Origin of the sequence: Acinetobacter sp. CWB-B33 (assembly GCF_039655955.1) — a bacterium.
GTDB classification, from domain to species: Bacteria; Pseudomonadota; Gammaproteobacteria; order Pseudomonadales; family Moraxellaceae; genus Acinetobacter; species Acinetobacter bouvetii.
In genome coordinates, this window is sequence record NZ_JAGFEU010000003.1 from 523617 (window position 1) to 543792 (window position 20176).

The window sequence follows — 20176 nt, forward strand, 5'->3', positions numbered from 1 at the left end:
TTATTTGGCAGCTGGCGCTGCTGTGCGCTGAATTGCCAGCGGCAGGCGGTTCGATGCAATTTGGCGGGCAATCTGCTGCGCCACATCATCAATGATCACCTGATTCAGGAATTTTTGTTCCTGATCATCAGTATTCACTGTTGCGACATCATATTGATAGGTGCGTGTCGCCATAACCGTGCGCGGTTCTGTGACCGGGTTGCCTTGCGCATCTTCAATGCGGAAAGTGACACTCAGGCGGAGCAGTGTTTCAACCAGCTTGCCATTCAGCTCCATGCGGCGCGGCGTATAGTCCAGTACGCGCAGCGTATAGGCCTGAGCGTCGTTATTGATTTTAATTCCGGCAGCGCCTAAGTAAATATTCAATTTTTCTTCAAGTTCTTCGGTATCTTTGGGCAAAGCCAGTTTCATGTTGGCATAAGTGACCGGCGCAACATTAGGATTGGTGCCTTTTAAATGGAAGCCGCAGCCCGTCAAGCCTGCACCTAGACCCAAGGTTAATACGATTGCTGCAGCGCGTTGAACCAAATGCATGCGGTATCCTCTGATAGGTTTTCTCAAACTTATAGGCAGTTTTGAGATGAATATTGTTTTGTTCAATGCATGGGATTGTAAAGTCAAAGCCCGCTGACTGGCAACGGGCTTTGTTTGGGAATTGTTTTATTCCTTAAGTTCCCTCTCCTTTTAGGAGAGGGTTAGGGAGAGGTTAATTGATTTAACAACCCTCATCCCAGCCTTCTCCCAGAGGGAGAAGGGGCGTAAGGATTTTAAACCACCAAATTCACTAATTTATTCGGCACCACAATTTCTTTCTTGGTTGGGCCCGTCAAGAATTGCTGCACTTCAGGCAGTGCTTTCGCCTGCGCCAAGATGTCATCTTTAGAGGCATCAACTGATACTTCCAATTTGCCGCGCAGTTTGCCGTTGACTTGAACCACGATAGTTTGCGTATTGCGCGTTAACGCAGACGCATCCACAGCCGGGAACAGCACTGAAGTCAAATCGATATTGAATTGAGCCAATAAAGTCTGACTTAAATGCGGCGCAAAAGGCGCAAGCAAAGTCAGCAAAGCGGTAATGGATTCGCGGGCAACCGCAACATCATTATCATCTTTGGCTTCAAACTTGTTGTTGGCATTCAGCAATTCCATCATTGCGGCAATGGCGGTATTGAATGCATGGCGGCGTTCAATGTCATCGCCCACTTTTTGGATGGTTTCGTGGGTTTTGCGGCGCAGGTCTTGCGCTTCAGTTGAAAGCTGAGCCACATCAAACGCAGTTGCATCGTTGCCTTTTTCAAGGAACCCGGAAACTAAACGCCATACCCGCTTCAAGAAACGGTTAGAGCCTTCAACACCGGCATCCGACCATTCAAGTGATTGATCAGGCGGCGCAGCGAACATCATAAATACGCGCGCCGTATCTGCGCCGTACTGATCAATAATCGCTTGCGGGTCGATACCGTTATTTTTCGATTTCGACATTTTTTCCTGACCGCCAACGACAACTTCTTGACCATCGCCTGTATATTTTGCAGAAAGAACACGGCCTTTTTCATCACGTTCAAGTTCGATATCGGCAGGGTTAAACCAAGTTTTCTTGCCTGATTCAGCTTCACGATAGAAGGTATCTGCAAGCACCATGCCTTGCGTTAAAAGGTTGGTGAATGGTTCATTGCCTTGCACGACGCCTTCATCACGCATCAATTTGTGGAAAAAGCGTGCATAAAGCAAATGCAGAATCGCATGTTCTACACCGCCGATATATTGATTCACCGGCAACCATGATTGGGCTGCTTCAGGTTTAACTAAACCGCCGGTAAAGTCAGGTGAAGCGTAACGTGCATAATACCAAGAAGACTCTACGAACGTATCCAAAGTATCGGTTTCACGGCGCGCTTCGCCGCCGCAGCATGGACATGTGGTTTGATAGAATTCAGGCATTTTATTCAATGGGTTGCCTGAACCATCCGGAACAACATCTGTCGGAAGTACAACAGGAAGCTGTTCTTCTGACACTGGCACTTGGCCGCACTTGTCGCAGTTGATCATTGGAATTGGACAACCCCAATAACGCTGGCGGGATACGCCCCAGTCGCGTAAGCGGAATTGAACTTTAGCGTTTGCCAAGCCTTGCGGTTCTAATTTAGCCAGGAATGCATCAAATGCAGCTTGGAACTCTAGACCGTCAAATTCGCCTGAATTGACCAATTTGCCTTCTTTAGAACCGTACCATTCTTGCCATTCAGTTGCAGAATACTCAGCATCGTCAGCGCCTTTGGCATCAATCACTTGTTTGATGTTTAAATCAAATTTATTGGCAAATTCATAATCGCGCTCATCATGTGCAGGAACAGCCATCACTGCGCCTGAACCGTAAGACATCAGCACGTAGTTGGCGATCCAGACAGGCACTTCTTCACCTGTCACAGGATGCTTCACAGAAAGGCCAGTTGCCATGCCTTTCTTTTCGGCAGTGGCAAGGTCAGCTTCTGCCACTGAACCCATGCGGCATTCTTCAATGAAGGCTTTTAGAGTTTCATTGCTTTCAGCCGCTTTTAAAGCCAAAGGATGTTCCGCTGCAACCGCAACATAGGTGACACCCATTAGGGTATCCGCACGTGTGGTATATACCGTTAAACCGTCTGCATAAACTTCAGGATTGGCAGAAGGGAAAGTGATTTCCATCCCTTGTGAGCGGCCAATCCAGTTGCGCTGCATGGTCAAGACCTGCTGTGGCCAGCCGTCTTTTAAAGTATCTAAATCGTCTAATAATTCTTGCGCATAGTCAGTGATGCGGAAGTAATACATTGGAATATCGCGTTTTTCAACCAATGCGCCAGAGCGCCAGCCGCGGCCGTTTTCAACTTGCTCATTGGCCAGAACGGTTTGATCCACTGGATCCCAGTTCACTGTAGACAGTTTGCGGTAGATCAGGCCTTTTTTATACAGCTGAACAAATAACCATTGTTCCCAGTGATAGTACTCAGGCGTACAAGTCGCAAATTCACGATCCCAGTCGACTGAAAGCCCCAATTTTTTCAATTGGTCACGCATATAGGCAATATTTTCAAAGGTCCATTTTGCCGGTGCAACTTGATGGGCAATCGCCGCGTTTTCAGCAGGCAGGCCGAAAGCATCCCAGCCCATCGGTTGCAGGACTGTTTCACCTTTGAGGCGGTGGAAACGGCTGATGACATCGCCAATGGTGTAGTTACGCACATGACCCATATGCAGTTTGCCGCTTGGATAAGGAAACATCGAGAGGATATAACGATGAGGGCCTTCTACCGTGTCTGCAACTTTAAACGATTTGCGATCTTCCCAGTCTTTCTGGACTTGGGGCTCAATCGCACTTGCTTGATATTCAGGGTCAATATGAGTAGTCATAAATGTATTTGAGCGTAATGGTTAAAAAACTGTGTGGTACAGCATAGCGCAAAATGCATTGAAAAGTGAATTTTGCGCCTGCTTTTCTGCGATTGGAGCTGCAGGCTGCAGCGGAATTAAATTCAGAAAACTACTTCGGCATCTCTTCAGCAGGAATTTGAGGAATATTTGCAGGCTTATTTTCTTGGACTGCTTTTTCAGCTTCTTTTGCCGCCGCTTCTGCAGCAGGACTGGCTTCATTCTGTGCAGCAGGCGCAGCTGATGAATTTTTCCAGCCGTAGGTTTCAACTTTTCCTTTTTTACTGGCCGATTTTGGCGGCGGAGTAGCGGTGTAATGCGTTGAACCTTTAGCATCCACCCATTTATAAAAATTCTGTGCAAGACTGCTTTGTGCGGTGAAAATCAGCGCAAGTGCAGTAAGTGCATTCCCCAATTTTAAAAAAGTCATTTTCATGATGAATTCTTTTCCTTGACTGTATCCAAAATGCAGTTTTAGCCTGCATTAAAAAATAAAATTTTGCGCTTTTTTTTACCTTGATGCTATAAATTTTTGAAGCGGATGGGATAAATGGCGCAGATAGAATGCTGTGCTGTAAAAATTGCAGCATGCGGCTGAAAATTAGCCTGTCATTCCTGCAGTCTGGCTTCAGGCCATGCGCGAATGCGTTAAGCGGGCCGTTTCGCCGGCTTATATTAATTAAATATATTTATCTAATATATAAAATAATTTAATCATTTGGCGTTTTCTTCTTAAAAATCTGAAAATAAAAGCGGCGCTGGCAGATTACCCGAAGCTTAAAAAATAAACGGTCTGTAAATAAACAGAAAAAAGCTAATTTTTAAACTTGACTTTAATAGTCGAAACAACAAAAATGCTGTTTTAGTTTTAAATGCCTTAGTCGATCACCCTTCGAATAAGTGTCATGTCATGCAATGGACAACTTCTCTAGCCGAGAAGCTGAACAAAGTGAATAAAACATGCTTATCCCAGCAGGTTTTAGATCTCATATTGCTCAAACAGCAGTCAGATCACAAATTTTTCCTATTGCCATGAAAACTATGAAATATGTGTGCTATAACAGTGCATACAGTTAACAAATGAACTGCCCCAAATGTCTCCCATTTGGCGGTGAAAAAAAGATTAGGGTGAATCACGTTGGAACTTTTATCTGGTGGTGAAATGCTTGTTCGCGCATTGGCGGACGAAGGCGTTGAACATGTTTTTGGATACCCAGGCGGCGCAGTATTGCATATTTACGATGCGCTATTTCAACAAGAACGAATCAATCATTACCTCGTGCGTCATGAACAAGCTGCGGGCCATATGGCAGATGCTTATTCGCGTGCAACAGGTAAAACGGGTGTAGTGCTGGTCACTTCGGGCCCAGGCGCAACCAATACTGTAACTCCAATCGCAACAGCTTATATGGACTCAATCCCAATGGTGATTTTGTCTGGTCAAGTTGCTTCGCATTTAATTGGTGAAGATGCGTTCCAGGAAACAGATATGGTGGGTATTTCACGTCCAATCGTGAAGCACAGCTTCCAAGTGCGTCATGCCAGTGAAATTCCTGCAATTATCAAAAAAGCATTTTATATCGCATCTTCAGGCCGTCCAGGACCTGTTGTTGTTGATATTCCTAAAGATGCAACCAATCCTGCAGAAAAATTCGCTTACGAATATCCTGAAAAAGTGAAGATGCGCTCATACCAGCCGCCGCACCGCGGCCACTCTGGCCAAATCCGCAAAGCGATTGATGAGCTGATTAACGCGAAGCGTCCTGTTATATATTCAGGCGGTGGTGTTGTTCAAGGCAATGCTTCTGAGCAATTGACTGAACTTGCGCATTTGCTAGGTTACCCAGTAACAAATACTTTGATGGGCCTAGGCGCGTTCCCGGGCAATGATCCGCAATTTATCGGTATGCTGGGCATGCATGGTACATACGAAGCCAACATGACGATGCACAATGCAGATGTGATTCTGTGTATCGGCGCGCGTTTTGATGACCGTGTAACTAACAACCCTGCGAAATTCTGTCCAAACGCTAAAGTCATTCATATTGACATTGATCCTGCGACAATTTCGAAAACCATCATGGCGCACATCCCAATTGTGGGCGCGGTAGAACCTGTATTGCAGGAAATGCTGGCGCAATTGAAACAGTTGAATGTATCTAAGCCAAATCCAGAAATCATTGCGGATTGGTGGAAGCAAATTGATGAATGGCGTCAAGTTCATGGCTTGAAGTATGAGAAAACGACTGACGGTACAATGAAGCCGCAGCAAGTCGTTGCCGCTTTAGACAAAATTACCAATAGCCAAGCGATTATTACTTCAGACGTTGGCCAGCATCAAATGTTTGGCGCGCTGTACTATAAATATACGCGTCCACGTCAATGGATCAACTCAGGTGGCCTAGGTACGATGGGTGTGGGCTTGCCATATGCGATGGCAGCCAAGCTTGCGTTCCCGGATCAGCAAGTAGTGTGTATCACTGGCGAAGCTTCAATCCAGATGTGTATTCAAGAGCTGTCTACCTGTAAGCAGTATGGCTTGAATGTGAAAATCTTGTGCTTAAACAACCGTGCGCTTGGCATGGTAAAACAATGGCAGGATATGAACTACGAAGGCCGCCATTCAAGTTCCTATGTAGAGTCATTGCCTGACTTTGCAAAACTGATGGAAGCTTATGGTCACGTTGGTATTCAAATTGACCATGCGGATGAGCTTGAGTCTAAGTTGGCTGAAGCCATGGCGATCAATGACAAGTGCGTATTTATTAACGTGATGGTTGACCGTTCAGAGCATGTATATCCAATGCTGATTGCTGGTCAGTCAATGAAGGATATGTGGTTAGGCAAAGGGGAGCGTACACAATGAGACACATTATCTCTGTACTCGTAGAAAACGAAGCTGGCGCGCTTTCCCGTTTGGTTGGCCTGTTTTCTCAGCGCAATTACAACATTGAGACTTTAAATGTTGCACCGACTGAAGATCCGACATTATCTCGTCTTACGCTGACCACTTACGGCGATGACCACAAGATTGAACAGATTACCAAGCAACTGAATAAATTGGTTGAAGTGGTAAAAGTGGTTGATTTGTCTGAAGGCGCGCACATTGAGCGTGAGCTGATGCTGATTAAAGTAAAAGCTTTAGGCGCAGCGCGTGCTGAAATTAAACGCACAGCGGATATTTTCCGTGCGCAAGTTGTCGATGTAACACCGACGACCTATACCATTCAGATTGCGGGTACGACTGAAAAAATTGATGGCTTTATTGATGCCTTGGCTGAAAATACCATTCTGGAAGTCGTTCGTTCAGGCGTATCTGGTATCGCCCGCGGCGAAAAAGTTTTAACAATCTAATTTTTAACAAATACATCCTCTCTTGTTTTAGAGAGAGGAACTTAATTGAGTGAAAATAAGAACTCACTTATTAAGTAAGGAAACAAAGCATTTAAGCGGAGACAGCAATGCAAATTTTTTATGATAAAGACACAGACTTATCCATCATCCAAGGTAAAAAAGTAGCGATTATTGGTTACGGTTCTCAAGGTCACGCACATGCGCTTAACCTTAAAGATTCCGGCGTAGACGTAACTGTTGGTTTGCGCGCTAATTCTGCTTCTTGGAAAAAAGCTGAGAATTCAGGTCTTAAAGTTGCTGAAGTTCCTGCTGCTGTTGCGCAAGCTGACGTGGTGATGATTTTAACTCCAGATGAGTTCCAATCTCAGCTTTACCGCGACGTGATCGAACCAAACATTAAAGAAGGCGCAACTTTGGCATTTGCTCACGGTTTCTCTATTCTTTATAACCAAGTTGTGCCGCGCGCTGACTTAGATGTAATTATGGTTGCTCCAAAAGCGCCAGGCCACACAGTGCGTTCTGAATACCAGCGCGGTTCAGGTGTTCCTGACTTAATCGCGATCCACCAAGATGCTTCTGGTAATGCACGTAACGTTGCGCTTTCTTATGCTTCAGGCGTAGGCGGCGGCCGTACAGGTATCATCGAAACTTCTTTCCGTGAAGAAACTGAAACTGACTTATTCGGTGAGCAAGCAGTTCTTTGCGGCGGCGCGGTTGAGTTGGTTAAAATGGGCTTCGAAACTTTGGTTGAAGCTGGTTATGCGCCTGAAATGGCTTACTTCGAATGCTTACATGAACTTAAGTTAATCGTTGATTTGATGTTCGAAGGTGGTATCGCGGACATGAACTACTCAGTATCAAACAATGCTGAGTACGGTGAATATGTGACTGGTACTGAAGTAATCAACGAACAGTCTCGTGAAGCAATGCGCAATGCGCTTAAACGTATTCAATCTGGTGAATATGCGAAGATGTTCATTCAAGAAGGTGCATTGAACTACCCATCGATGACTGCGCGCCGCCGTCAAAATGCTGCTCACGGTATCGAGGTAACGGGTAACAAGTTGCGTGCAATGATGCCTTGGATCCAAGCGAATAAAATCGTAGATAAAGAGAAAAACTAAGTTTTAGTTTTCTTTTAAAAAACCCACTCGATTGAGTGGGTTTTTTTATTGGGATGGGAAGAACAAAATTACGTACCTTAAAAGAGTCAAGCGGGCAGGATTTTAGACCAAGAAAAGAATGACGTTTTTGATTGAGTTGATTTTAGAACTGTAAAAAGAACAGTTTTTATTAATATGCAGGCGTTGATGCGGGCTTGAAACTATTGGAGGCTTAAGGTTTAGATGTCTCTTGTTTGGAGGATTCAATCAGTTTTTACGGTACGGCATGTATCTTCAAGAGCTGAAAATTTCGCAGGATACTTTGCTTAATCTGCAATTTTGAATTGGCGGAGTTTATGTATTTAGAACTGCAAAGTGTTGCGCGGACGTTGAAAATGGGATGCTTGAAAAAATATAAGTCAAACCGCTATGCTTTTGCTGCAAAACTCATAAAAAGCGTTTCACGCTGTTGCAAAAATGTTGTGATACATTACTCATAAATCATTCTTTTTTTGAGTGTGGCTCCGCAATGAATAAAAAAACTCTCCTTTGTATTGCTGCATTAGCTTTTTCAAGCCTAAGTTCCGCCGAAAGCCCTGCTGTTCCATCGGGCAATGAGCAGCTGAAATCCATTGGCAGTGTCCGGGTCTCTATGCAGAGAATGCTGCGATCGACCGATGGCCGTTACTTTTTAGATTTATATGCGGGCATATGGAATCCGCATGGGGTGCTGAAAGATTTGGCGGAAACTAAAAGCATTGCCTTTAAGGGAAATCAAAAAGGGGATCAGCTGAATCTTAAATCCGTCAGCGTCGACAGCATGGATGAGTCGGCGCCCAAATATGAATTGAGTGGCAAGCTGGACGCCAATACGGGTTTAATGGCATCTGTACTGACATCATCAGATGCAGCAGAAAATGCCGCTATATACTTCGAGCCAGCTTTCAAGGCGGCTGATAAGCCGATCATTGTATTTAAATTTTATGGCGCCGAAGGTGAAAGTCAGCCCTACGGAAAAGCTTTAAAGCGGCTGGATATTATTAATAAAGCCAATAATTCTGTGATGCAGAGTTTAACGGGATTTACGGCCTATGCAGGCAGTATTGGCTTTCTGGATGTTAATTTTGATGGCTATTACGATGTTGTGCTGGCGGATACTTCTGACAGCCGGAAAGTTGAGGATAAGCGCTTTATTTATTGGATGTATAATCCAAAGACTAAGCAATTTCAGCGCTCACCGCAGTTAGAAAAAATAGCTGGCTTTCCTGCATTGCATGGCGAAAAGCAGCAGATAGATTTTGGAAATGCCCAGTTGTATCAAGTGCAAAATGGCCTATTGAACCGTATTCAAGAATAAGATGGAATCCTGTGTGAGTTAAAGCTGCATTGCTTGATTTTCATGCCAATTTTTGTAAAACGCAGATTTGTCGTTCAGGTCTGCGTTTTTTTATTGTCATAAAGGTGAACATGCAGGGGGGGCGTATTGGCTTTTGTAGAATACTCAATTCATTGAGGCGGGCAAGAGTCAATGATTGTGCTTGTTTAAAATGGCTGCAGTACAGCGGGGTATTTAAATGCAAGCGCTGAAGATTAGAGAATAGCTGCTTGAGGCGGGAAGGGAAAAATTAAGCAAAGCGTGCTGTAGGCAGTAAAAAAATGAAATAAATGCAGTATTTTTCACTTAAGAGGAAGGCGGTTTTTAAAATTCCTCTGTGTTTGTTTTTTATGTGGAGTTTGAAATCCTTCAAATAATTTTGTAAATTTGTGACATATTGTGTATTTTTTAGTCTGAAAATATCAAGTTTTGTTCAAGAAACAATCCCTAATTTTGGGTATTCGTATTTATTAAACTTATCAACATTTAATACATGATAGGAAATGTTTAAAAAAATAGATGAATAGTAAAATAAAATAGATGTAAATAAGCTAAAAATGAAGAAAAATCGGGGTTTAATGTAATTTAATGTAATTTAAGTGGAAAAACTTATTAATGAAATAACATTTATTTAGGCGCTGAAAAATCAACAAAACATTTGCGCATTCTTTTTTTTTATCAAGATTTTGATTGCAATATTGTGAAACAAATTTATAAATTCATAATAAACATGAAAATTAACGCTCTATTCGTGTAAATATGTGATGTAATTCACACATTGTGTGAAAAATGCAATATAAATTCTTTTTTATAAATTTTGTTGAACAATGGTTATGCCCTTGGAAGAAATGAAGATTGATTAGATTAAATGACTTAATGATCAGTATCGCTAAACAATCCTATTCGAATAAGTGGTGGCTAGATAATAAATTTATGGAGAATCCATCATGAATAAAATGACACAAGCTGCTCTAGCAGCATTAGTACTAGGTGCATGTTCAGCAGGCGCTTTTGCAGACGATGCTGCTAAAGGCGGCGATAACGATCGCTGGCAGGGCTGTACTGATCTAGGCTGCAGCCGAGATATTCCAATTAAATTAACCGTGCCTAAAAAATGCACTATTTCTGATCCGAAAGATCTGGTGTTAAAAACAGATGCAAGCAATGTGACTTCAAGCTATAGCGTAACCACAAATACGCATTATATTTTGAACTTAACTACAGCAAATGCCAATACCAGCAACAATACGTTTGTGAAGAATGGCAGCAATACAATTGACACAGTGATTACCACTGCGAAAACTTCAGGCAGTGCCGGCCCAGCTGCTCCAACTTGGGGCAACAATAACTATGCAGGCATGTCAGTTGATAATTTCACTGTGACAGCGCGCACCAAAGTTGCTGTTCCAGCAACCGCAGCTGCTGGTGATTACACTGATACATACAAAATCCGTGTATATTACTAAAAGTGGCTATTTACTGACCATAGTAAGGTTTAGTACAGTATAAATAAGAAAGCAGAATGCAAAATCTGACTTGTTGCCAGCAATGAGTCAGATTGATTACAATTAAAAAAAAGAGCGAAATAATGAAAAAAAATTTATTGGTTTTTATGACATCGCTGCTGTTTGCCATCAAAGCTTTTGCTGGGGTTTCAGTCTCACCTGTACAGCTGTTTATAGACAACCCGAATAAGCTGAAATCGACAACACTGACTTTGGAATCTGTTGATGAAACAGAGAAGCGGGTTTTTGAAGTCAAGGTATTTAAGTGGGCGCAAACAGAACAGGGTGAAAACGTCCTGGAACCTGATAATAATATTATTATCAATCCTAAAAATTTTATTTTACAGCCGAATAAAAAACAGGCGATACGGGTCGGTTTTACACCGTCAGTTGCCCAAGGTTTAAATACAGCAGAGGAGCAGGCATGGAGAATTATCATCGATGAAATTACCCCAGTGGGCAATCAAATGATGGTGAAATTTTTAGTTAATTTTAATTTACCCTTGTTTGTGGGCAAGCAGGATAATGTTAAAGTTAATTTTGAGGTAAAAAATGGGCACCTGATTTTAAATAACCTTGCAAATTCCCATGTGCAAGTGACTAATCTGAAACTGCTGGATGAGCAAAGAAAAGTAATTTTCAGCAATGATACAATGGCTTATGTGCTGGCTAAGCACAAAATATTTTATGATTTAAAAAATATCAATTTAACAGATCCAAAAAAATATAGCGTAGTACTAGAAACAAATAACTCGAAAAAAGCAGTTGAGATGAAATTATTTAACTAATTATTGGGAGAATCAATATGGCTATAAATAAAAAAATAATAGTCATGGTGAATTTTTTTTTGGTCGTCAGCGCTCATGCCGGTGATTTGCCATCTGAAAAATTTATTGCCAATTTATGGATAAATAATCTTAATCAAAATGTAGATGCAACATTAATTAAACGGGATGCAAATTATTATATTGAATGCGCTTTGCTGACTGAACGCAATGTGGATGCTAAATTGTTGAGCCAGCTGGATGGCGCCAATGACTTCTGTTTGGTCTCAAATGATCAATTGAAAGCTGATTTTGATGAAGAAAGCCAGGCGATTAAGCTGACCATCCCCAGTCGGTTTTTTTTAACTAGCCGTTACGGGCTTTATGAATTTGACCGGCCGGAAAAGGCTAACTTGGGCGGGTTTATTAATTATGAAGTGCAATATAACAATTCTGAGTTTTTGACTGGATACAATGGACTGGTCGATCTTGGTATTTTTAAGGACTATTGGTTTTTTAAAAATTCAATGCTGTATAACAGCGAGGCAATGGATGAAAAAACCGTGCGTATCGGCACCAGCCTCGATTTTGATTTTCCAGATAAGCTCACCAAATTAACTTTAGGTGATGCAACCACAGTTTCTAATCCATTTTTCAATTCGCTGCGGTTTGCCGGGATCAACTGGGGCACAAATTATTTGGAACGCCCGGGCTTTGTTTATTGGAATACGCCGCAATTGCAAGGTACAGCGAGATTGCCGTCTACCGTAGAGTTGTATATGAATGGTGTGAAAATATATAATCAAAAGGTCAGTCCTGGTGATTATGTACTGCAGACGGGTTCACAGGTCAACTACACCGGCAATGCGCAGATTGTTGTTGAGGATGTACTGGGCAATCGAAGCGTTAGAACATTGCCCATCCTCATCAATAATAAACTGCTGCGTAAAGGGCTGAGTGAATACAATATCTCTTTAGGAAAACTCCGCTATAACTATTACACCTCAAGCAATGATTACCGGGATTTTCTAACCAATCTTTATTACCGCAGAGGGCTAAGTGAAACCACCTCTTTGGGCACCAATATTTCATATACGCAGGATTTGCAAAATACGGGAATCACTTGGACACAAGGATTGCCGTATTTTGTGGTTTTAGATGCCCTTGTTATCAATGCGCATTCCAATGACGGTTCAAGATTTTTATATGGCTTGTCTTTAAGTAAGGAATTCAGCCGGATGTCCTTGGGGATCAGCTCCAAATATGCTGAAGATAATTTTAGCTATGTCGGAGATGATCCGCTGCAGGATAATGCAGTGCCTAAGTTTGAAAACTTTGCCTATGTCACCTTTAGCGAAGTGCCTTTTTTTCAAAATATAAACATGAGTTATGCAGAACAAAAATATTATCAGGGCGGCAGCAACCCCTTTAATGATGACAAAATTTTCAATATCGGTTTTAACAGGCAGATAGGGAATAATATTTCGTTCGGATTGGGCTACTTTGAACGCTTTGGGGCGATTAAGGACAGCGGCGGTATCTTAAACATAACCTATAATTTTGATACCCGAAATAAAGTCTATTTGAACTATGCATCAGAGAATAGCAATGCCAGTGTGCAATATGTGCATGACAGCGGGCGCCAAGTTGGCTTGGATTATGCCATTGGCGCCAACCGCCGCCAGGATGAAAATATTGCCAGCTTGAACGTGGTTGCAAAAACCCGCGCGGGCGACCTGAGCATTCAGCATTATCAGTATGAGCATGAAACAGATTCAACCATCGGATACAGCGGAGCAATTGCATTTTTGGATGGGCAAGTTAATTTTACGAAATCCATTAATAATGCATTTGCTTTGGTTAAGGTGGGTAATTACTCAGATATTGATGTATTAAGCGCATTAAACCACGTGGAAAAAACCAATAAGAAAGGCTATGCCTTTGTGCATGATATTGTTCCTTATATTAAATATGATATTGGTTTTGATGAAAATCAGCTGCCAATAGAAGAAAAATATGAGGTTTCATCTAAACCATTAACGACACTAAATCAGCGCGGCTATGTGGTTGATTTTCCAATTCAGCATACGTTTATCCTGACGCTGCATCCGCAAGATATCAATGGCGCAAACTTTAAACCGGGTTCTGAACTTCATCTAGCGAATGGGGATGTATATCCAATTACATCGGATGCATCGGTAACTGTATATGGCATGACTGCTGGAACCCATACAATGTCAGTTCTATATGGCGATAACGCAACTTGTTCATTTGATGTGAATATTACTGAGAAGGAGGCGAAAGAGGCAGAAGCCAGTTCTCAACCGTTGCGTGTTGTCTGTAAGTAAGGAGTGCGTGATGAACATTAAATATTTATTAGGCTTGGCTGGGCTGGTGATTGCCGCAAGCGGTCATGCCCAGCAATGCCAAATTGATCGAATGAGTTCGAGTCAGCTTCAGCTGAATGCAACGTCACAAACACGGTCAGCGCTGTCTTTTAAGGTGAATTGTGATTTGAAATATGCGATTCAGTTTAGAACGCGCAATGCTGAGGGTGTATCGGGCAGAAGCTATTTAACCAATGGCCGTTTAGGGCGTTTGCAAACGCAGATGAATATTTCAGGAGGTTCCGGTTCCCGCTGGGGGACACCTATGACTCAATCAGGATCTGATCAGTATATAGTCACTGTGCAGCTGATTGAGCGGCCAAATGCTATGACGCCGGCGGGCGACTATACGGATGATTTGTATATCAGCTTAATTTTTTAAGAAACTGTTTATATCGGTTTGATCTGCGGCAAGGTTCCTCTTTTGATCTAGCCCTAGTGATCAGCAGCCGCCTATGCCTATGCGGGGCGGCTGTTTTTTTAAGGAGCGTGATAGGAAATTTTAATTGAGGCGCATTTTTGCGCCGTTAAGCCATATTGGAACTGTCATCGAAACATCATTAAATTGAAAGAAACGCTTCCTATACTTGGGGTAAAACTCAAATGATAGGTAAGATATGGAACAGCTATCTGCATTCGGTCATTTAAAACAACAAGACGTTCCAGAAAATTTTAAGTTTTATTTTAAGAATAAAAATACGCAATATATTCAAAATGAGCACCGCGTGCTGAATGATCTGGTGCGGCCGCGGCTTAAAATAGCTGTCGTAACTGAAACATGGCCGCCGGAAATTAACGGTGTCGCCCTATCTTTGCTGCAATTATGCAAAGGCCTGCAGCAGCAGGGGCATAAAATTCTTTTAATCCGTCCGCAGCAGAAACGGGTCAGCGGCCATTTTTCGCCGAATAAGGAATGTTTGGTGATGGCGCAGGCTATTCCGCGCTATCCATCTCTCAAGTTTGGCTGGCCGCAATTTTTAAAAGTATCCAGCGCAATTGGTGAGTTTTCGCCTGATGTGGTGCATATTGTCACGGAAGGACCATTGGGTTTGGCGGCGCTGCAGGCGGCGAAAGTTAGGAATATCCCGGTGTCCAGCGGTTTTCATTCAGCATTTCATGATTTTAGCCGGTTCTTTGATTTGGCATTCTTGCTGAAGCCGATTCAGCATTATCTTTGCTGGTTTCATAACAATACACAATTGACCTGTGTGCCAAGCAAAGATACGGCACAATCTTTGCTAGATTTAGGAGTGCGCTGCCCAATGGCTGTGGTTGGCCGCGGGGTGGATGTAGACTGTTTTCATCCTAAGCACGCTTCATCTCAGCTGCGCCAGCAGTGGGGCGCAGATGAACAGACCAAGGTGCTGCTGTATGTCGGCAGGCTGTCGCCAGAAAAAGAAGTGCATGTGATTGTCAATGCATTCACTGCAATGCAAAAAATCAGCAGGCAGAAAACGGTATTGGTAATTGTCGGAGATGGCCCTGAGCGTCAAAAACTGCAGCGGTTAAATCCTGCGGCGCAAGTGATTTTTACCGGCAGCTTGAGTGATGCAAAGTTGTCAGAAGCCTATGCCAGCGCAGATGTTTTCGTTTTTGCCAGCCAGGTCGAAACCTTTGGCAATGTTGTGCTGGAAGCAATGGCAAGCGGTTTGCCTGTTATCGCTTATGATTATGCCTGCGCACAGCAGCACGTGCGCCAGCAAACGGGATGGCTGTGCCAATTGGGTGATACGGCCGCATTTATCCAGCGCATTCATCAATTGCCTGACAGGCAGGCGCTGAAGCGCATGGGGCTGAAAGCAAGAGAGGATATTCAGGATATTGGCTGGCAATATCCCGTTCAGCAATTCGAACAGGCGTTGTATTCAGCGGCAAAGGCGATCCTGCAATGATTTAAGCCAAGCCAAAGCGCTCGAGGAGAGAACAGTGAAACTTAAAAATGCAAAAATAAGAATGCTTGATCTCGATTTAAAAGGCTGTATTTATCTCAACACATTTTCCCGCTCAGAACGGGTGGCGCAATTTTTTAAAATCATCAGCCGTCTGGGTGATGGCATGTTCTGGTATGTCATGCTGGCTGCCGTGTGGATCCTGCAAGGGTTGATGTATGGGCTGCAAATGCTGTATTTAATGCTGGGCGGTTCAGTCGGAACCAGTATTTATAAACTGTTAAAAAAGAAAACTGTGCGTCCGCGGCCTTATCAAGTGCATCAGGTGATTCGTTTGGGCGAGCGTCCGCTGGATCATTTCAGCTTTCCTTCCGGCCATACGCTGCATGCGGTGATGACGACGACGGTTTTAGGCTATGTGCAGCCGATTCTGCTGGTTTTAATGCTGCCTTTCACGGTGCTGGTGGCGCTGTCCCGCATGGTGCTGGGGCTGCATTATCCAAGCGATGTCGCGGTTGGCGCCATGATTGGCGGAGCGGTTGCCAGCGGCATCGTTCTCAGCGCGCCGCTGTGCAATATTGCGCTATAAAAAATGGCATGAATGCACTTTGAAGGTGGTGCAGGTTTCGAAAATTTTGTTAAAGTACGGCATCATTAAAAGATGTTAGGAAGACCCATGGGTTTACGCTGGACAGATACCATTGACATCGCGATTGAGCTTTATGAAGCGCATCCGGATGTAGATCCGCAATGGATCCGCTTTACAGATCTGCATGCCTGGGTGTGCGCTTTGCCTGATTTTTCAGACAACCCGGATAAATCAACAGAAGGTTTGCTGGAAGCGATTCAAATGGCTTGGATTGATGAAGCCAGCTAGGGGCTCATCGAAAAAAGCAATTTTTTTACATTTGAAAAGCAGAAAATAGCGCATTATTGGGTATAATGCGCCAAATTTTCCTGTCAACATTATGACTTAAGGAGCCTATCATGGCTATCGAACGTACTTTATCTATCGTTAAACCAGACGCAGTTGCTAAAAACCACATTGGCGACATTTTTGCTCGTTTCGAAAAAGCGGGCCTTCAAATCGTTGCAACTAAAATGAAACACTTGACTCAAGCTGAAGCTGAAGGCTTCTATGCTGAGCACAAAGAACGCGGTTTCTTTGCTGACCTAGTTGCATTTATGACTTCTGGTCCAGTTGTTGTTTCAGTTCTTGAAGGCGAAAACGCAGTTCTTGCTCACCGTGACATCCTTGGCGCAACTAACCCTAAAGAAGCTGCTCCAGGCACAATCCGCGCTGACTTCGCTGTAAGCATCGACGAAAACGCTGCTCACGGTTCTGACTCTGTAGCATCTGCTGACCGTGAAGTTAACTACTTCTTCGCTCAAACTGAGATTGCTCCGCGTACTCGTTAATTCGAAGTATTCAAGCCAGATAAGTGTTATCATGCTTATCTGGTTTTTTTATTCCCTGAATAAAACTTTGCTCGTTTATTGAGCTTCTCCTTTCATCTTTAGACATGGTTTAGGTAATTACACATGAGTACTGAAGTAGTCTCTGTCTCTGCGGTTTCAGCTGAACAGCAGCAATCTCCATCCGCTCCTGCGCAGCAAAATGCTGTGGAGAAAGTGAATTTACTCGGCATGTCGCGTCCGCAAATGGAAAAATTCTTCGAAGACATGGGCGAGAAGAAATTCCGTGCAGGACAGGTGATGAAATGGATTCATCAGTTCTTCGTGACTGATTTTGCTGAAATGACCAATATTTCAGGTAAATTGCGTGAAAAGCTGGAAAAGATTTGCGAAATCAAAGCGCCAGAAGTGGTGCATAAAAATTATTCTAAAGATGGTACCCGTAAATGGGTGTTCCGTGTCGGTGAAGGCGCGGGTTCATTGGTTGAAACCGTTTTAATTCCTGCTGAACATCGCAGCGGCCTTCGCCGTACTTTGTGTATTTCTTCACAAGTCGGCTGTGCATTAGACTGTTCATTCTGTTCGACGGGTAAACAAGGTTTCCAACGTGATTTAAGCCAAGCTGAAATTATTGGCCAGCTGTGGATGGCCAACTATTCTTATATGGAAGATGTGCCTGTACTTGAGCGCGAACGCTCGGTAACCAATGTGGTCATGATGGGCATGGGTGAACCGCTTTTAAACTATGATGCTGTTTTGAATTCAATGCGGACGATGCTGGACGATTTTGCCTACGGCATGTCTAAACGCCGCGTGACCTTGTCAACGTCAGGTGTAGTTCCTAAAATTGATCAGTTAGTCAAAGACATAGATGTGGCTTTGGCCATTTCATTGCATGCGCCAAATGATGAGCTGCGCAATGAGCTGGTGCCAATCAATAAAAAGTATCCATTGGAGCAGCTGATTGCTGCATGTCAGCGCTATATCGCTAAAGACGGCAATGAAAGTTCACGCAAACACGTCACCATTGAATATGTGATGCTGGATGGCGTCAATGACCATCCTGAACATGCACAGCAAATGATTAAGCTGCTGAAAAATCTGCCAAGCAAAATTAATTTAATTCCATTTAATCCATTTCCGCATGCGCCGTATGGCCGCTCGAGCCGCAACCGGATTATTTCTTTCCAAAAAACTTTGTCTGATGCCGGTTTTGTGTGTACGATTCGTCAGACACGCGGCGATGATATTGATGCCGCGTGCGGACAGCTTGTGGGGCAAGTTGCAGACCGTACCCGCCGTGCAGAACAGTGGAAGAAAAAAGTGGCGCAGCAAAATGAGATTCTGCGTTCGCAAGGATAATAAAGAGGCCGTCAATTGAGAACCTTAACGTATAAATTTGCTTTGATGACATCTTTCTGTCTGTCGGCGGCAGTGCTGACTGCGTGTCAAACATCAGATTCGCTGGGAAAAAAAGATCCGGAAAAAGCAGCCAAGGTGCGTGCTCAAATGGCTGTGGAGTATATTAAAAGCGGTGATTTGGATGTCGCTAAGCGCACACTTGATCAGGCGCTGGAGCAAAATCCGCGGGATGCGCAAGCTAATATGGCAATGGGTATTTTATTGCAGCAGGAAGGCAGTAAGCTGAATATGGAAAAAGCCGATGGTTATTTCCGTAAAGCGATTTCTGCAGAGCCTAAAAATGCGCAGGCGCGTAACAACTATGGTACGTATTTATACCAAGTTGGGCGCTATAATGATGCGCTCGAGCAATTGATCATTGCTGGCGCTACATTAGGTTATGATCAGCGCTCCAAATCGCTTGAAAACGCAGGCCAAATTTACTTGAAACTGAGCGATGTTGCGAATGCTGAAAAAACATTCAAACAGGCTTTGCAAGCCAATCGTGATTCTTATGTTTCAATGCTAGAGTTGGCGGAAATTTTTTATTTGAACCAGCAAACCGCTGCCGCAACGCAAATGTATGAACAGTTCGTACGTGCAGTGGGGCAGCAGAACCAAGGCGCTCGTGCGCTTTGGCTTGGTATGCGCATTGCACGTGCGAATGGGGATAAAATGGGTATGCAGGTGCTGGTGAACCAGCTTCGCGCGCTTTACCCGGAAAGCCCTGAATACCAGCGTTATTTGCAATTACAGTACAGTACTGAGGCCGTATGGAAGTAAATCCTAATTCACCGCAATCGAATCCTTCGAGCGCAGCTCCCAATGCGTTAGGAAATGTTCAGCGTCCAGGTGAGTACTTGCGCCAGATCCGCATGACTCAAAAGCTTGAGCTGGATGATGCGGCGAAGGAATTGAATATTCCTGTAAAAACCCTAACAGCGCTGGAGCAGGACGAATATAAAACTCTGCCGGAAGCAACGTTCATTAAGGGCTATTACCGTATTTATGCTAAATACTTAAAAGTGGACGCAACCAGTATTATTCAGCGTTTTGATGATATTTACGCTAACGATACCGGCATGCTGCCGAACCATGCATTAAATAATTCCCCAATCCGAATTATGGGCAAGCTCCCAGGTTCAAACCGTGACCGCAACCGCAAGTGGATGAAGCGCGGCCTGATTGCCGTGGCGGTGATTGCCGTGCTGGCTGTTTTGGTGTCTGTTGTTCAGAACATGTCGGGCAGTAAAGATGCGGCAGTGGCTGATGCGCAAGCGCAGCCTGAAGTGCAGGTCATGAGTGCTGGCGGCGCTGCGTCTGCTTCAGGGGATCAATTGAGTTTGAACTTCAGCCGTCCAACATCGGTGAATATTGTCGATTCCACAGGTAAAGTTCTTGCCACTGGCCGCCAGTCATCTGCACTGAGCCTGAATGGTGAGGCGCCATTCCAAATCCGTCTGGATGACGCGGAAGCTGTGTCATTAAGTTTAAATAATGAAAGTATTTCATTGTCGCCATATACCGTAAACGGCAAAGCTGACTTCCGTTTATCTCGTTAATGGCTAGGGGTAG

General features: G+C 43.8%; 18 protein-coding genes. 15 read left to right on the forward strand and 3 right to left on the reverse strand.

The genetic code is table 11. From position 1 onward, the window contains the following. The 3 genes from JZ784_RS11770 to JZ784_RS11780 all read right to left on the reverse strand — a co-directional run bounded on the left by JZ784_RS11770 (window position 1) and on the right by JZ784_RS11780 (window position 3843). Window positions 1-534: a hypothetical protein gene (locus tag JZ784_RS11770; RefSeq protein ID WP_005007428.1), complete on the reverse strand. Its 534-nt coding sequence runs from the start codon at window positions 532-534 to the stop codon at window positions 1-3. 233 nt (window positions 535-767) lie between these two features. Further along, complete coding sequence (gene leuS, locus JZ784_RS11775; RefSeq protein WP_005007431.1) at window positions 768-3389, reverse strand: leucine--tRNA ligase; 2622 nt, start codon at window positions 3387-3389, stop codon at window positions 768-770. Between the two features lie 130 nt (window positions 3390-3519). Beyond that, complete coding sequence (locus tag JZ784_RS11780; protein WP_346314997.1) at window positions 3520-3843, reverse strand: DUF4124 domain-containing protein; 324 nt, start codon at window positions 3841-3843, stop codon at window positions 3520-3522. A gap of 702 nt (window positions 3844-4545) precedes the next feature. On the opposite strand from JZ784_RS11780, the gene JZ784_RS11785 reads away from it, so the two are divergent. From JZ784_RS11785 to JZ784_RS11855, 15 genes are all read left to right on the forward strand, one after another. Next, window positions 4546-6273, forward strand: a complete 1728-nt coding sequence (locus JZ784_RS11785) for an acetolactate synthase 3 large subunit (RefSeq protein WP_018572778.1) — start codon at window positions 4546-4548, stop codon at window positions 6271-6273. Beyond that, window positions 6270-6761: an acetolactate synthase small subunit gene (gene ilvN, locus JZ784_RS11790; RefSeq protein ID WP_005007440.1), complete on the forward strand. Its 492-nt coding sequence runs from the start codon at window positions 6270-6272 to the stop codon at window positions 6759-6761. Before JZ784_RS11785 ends, ilvN begins: the two co-directional genes overlap by 4 nt. A gap of 107 nt (window positions 6762-6868) precedes the next feature. Beyond that, complete coding sequence (gene ilvC / locus JZ784_RS11795; RefSeq protein ID WP_005007441.1) at window positions 6869-7885, forward strand: ketol-acid reductoisomerase; 1017 nt, start codon at window positions 6869-6871, stop codon at window positions 7883-7885. A gap of 508 nt (window positions 7886-8393) precedes the next feature. Next, entirely contained in the window at window positions 8394-9221 is an 828-nt protein-coding gene (locus JZ784_RS11800) for a hypothetical protein (RefSeq protein WP_346314998.1), read from the forward strand. A gap of 965 nt (window positions 9222-10186) precedes the next feature. Beyond that, a complete protein-coding gene (locus JZ784_RS11805; protein ID WP_005007452.1) occupies window positions 10187-10705 on the forward strand; it encodes a hypothetical protein in 519 nt (172 codons plus the stop codon). A 92-nt stretch (window positions 10706-10797) separates the two neighbouring features. Beyond that, window positions 10798-11532, forward strand: a complete 735-nt coding sequence (locus JZ784_RS11810; protein WP_346314999.1) for a fimbria/pilus periplasmic chaperone — start codon at window positions 10798-10800, stop codon at window positions 11530-11532. 17 nt (window positions 11533-11549) lie between these two features. Beyond that, a complete protein-coding gene (locus tag JZ784_RS11815; RefSeq protein ID WP_346315000.1) occupies window positions 11550-13856 on the forward strand; it encodes a fimbria/pilus outer membrane usher protein in 2307 nt (768 codons plus the stop codon). 10 nt (window positions 13857-13866) lie between these two features. Beyond that, on the forward strand, window positions 13867-14277 hold the full coding sequence (locus tag JZ784_RS11820; RefSeq protein WP_005007461.1) for a hypothetical protein: 411 nt from the start codon (window positions 13867-13869) through the stop codon (window positions 14275-14277). 235 nt (window positions 14278-14512) lie between these two features. Beyond that, on the forward strand, window positions 14513-15787 hold the full coding sequence (locus tag JZ784_RS11825; RefSeq protein ID WP_346315001.1) for a glycosyltransferase family 1 protein: 1275 nt from the start codon (window positions 14513-14515) through the stop codon (window positions 15785-15787). A 34-nt stretch (window positions 15788-15821) separates the two neighbouring features. Next, window positions 15822-16373, forward strand: coding sequence for a phosphatase PAP2 family protein (locus tag JZ784_RS11830; RefSeq protein ID WP_005007471.1), 552 nt, complete (start codon window positions 15822-15824; stop codon window positions 16371-16373). A gap of 87 nt (window positions 16374-16460) precedes the next feature. Beyond that, window positions 16461-16661, forward strand: coding sequence for a Fe-S cluster assembly protein IscX (gene iscX, locus JZ784_RS11835; protein ID WP_005007475.1), 201 nt, complete (start codon window positions 16461-16463; stop codon window positions 16659-16661). 110 nt (window positions 16662-16771) lie between these two features. Beyond that, complete coding sequence (gene ndk / locus JZ784_RS11840; RefSeq protein ID WP_004647460.1) at window positions 16772-17203, forward strand: nucleoside-diphosphate kinase; 432 nt, start codon at window positions 16772-16774, stop codon at window positions 17201-17203. Between the two features lie 123 nt (window positions 17204-17326). Continuing rightward, the gene (gene rlmN / locus JZ784_RS11845) at window positions 17327-18562 is read left to right on the forward strand and encodes a 23S rRNA (adenine(2503)-C(2))-methyltransferase RlmN (RefSeq protein WP_346315002.1); all 1236 of its coding nucleotides are present in this window, start codon (window positions 17327-17329) and stop codon (window positions 18560-18562) included. Between the two features lie 45 nt (window positions 18563-18607). Next, on the forward strand, window positions 18608-19384 hold the full coding sequence (gene pilW, locus JZ784_RS11850) for a type IV pilus biogenesis/stability protein PilW (protein ID WP_346315003.1): 777 nt from the start codon (window positions 18608-18610) through the stop codon (window positions 19382-19384). After that, window positions 19375-20163 carry a DUF4115 domain-containing protein gene (locus JZ784_RS11855; protein ID WP_005007480.1) on the forward strand — a complete coding sequence of 263 codons (789 nt, stop codon included), beginning with the start codon at window positions 19375-19377 and terminating at the stop codon, window positions 20161-20163. The genes pilW and JZ784_RS11855 overlap by 10 nt, the downstream gene beginning before the upstream one ends. The last annotated feature ends 13 nt before the right edge of the window (window positions 20164-20176 follow it).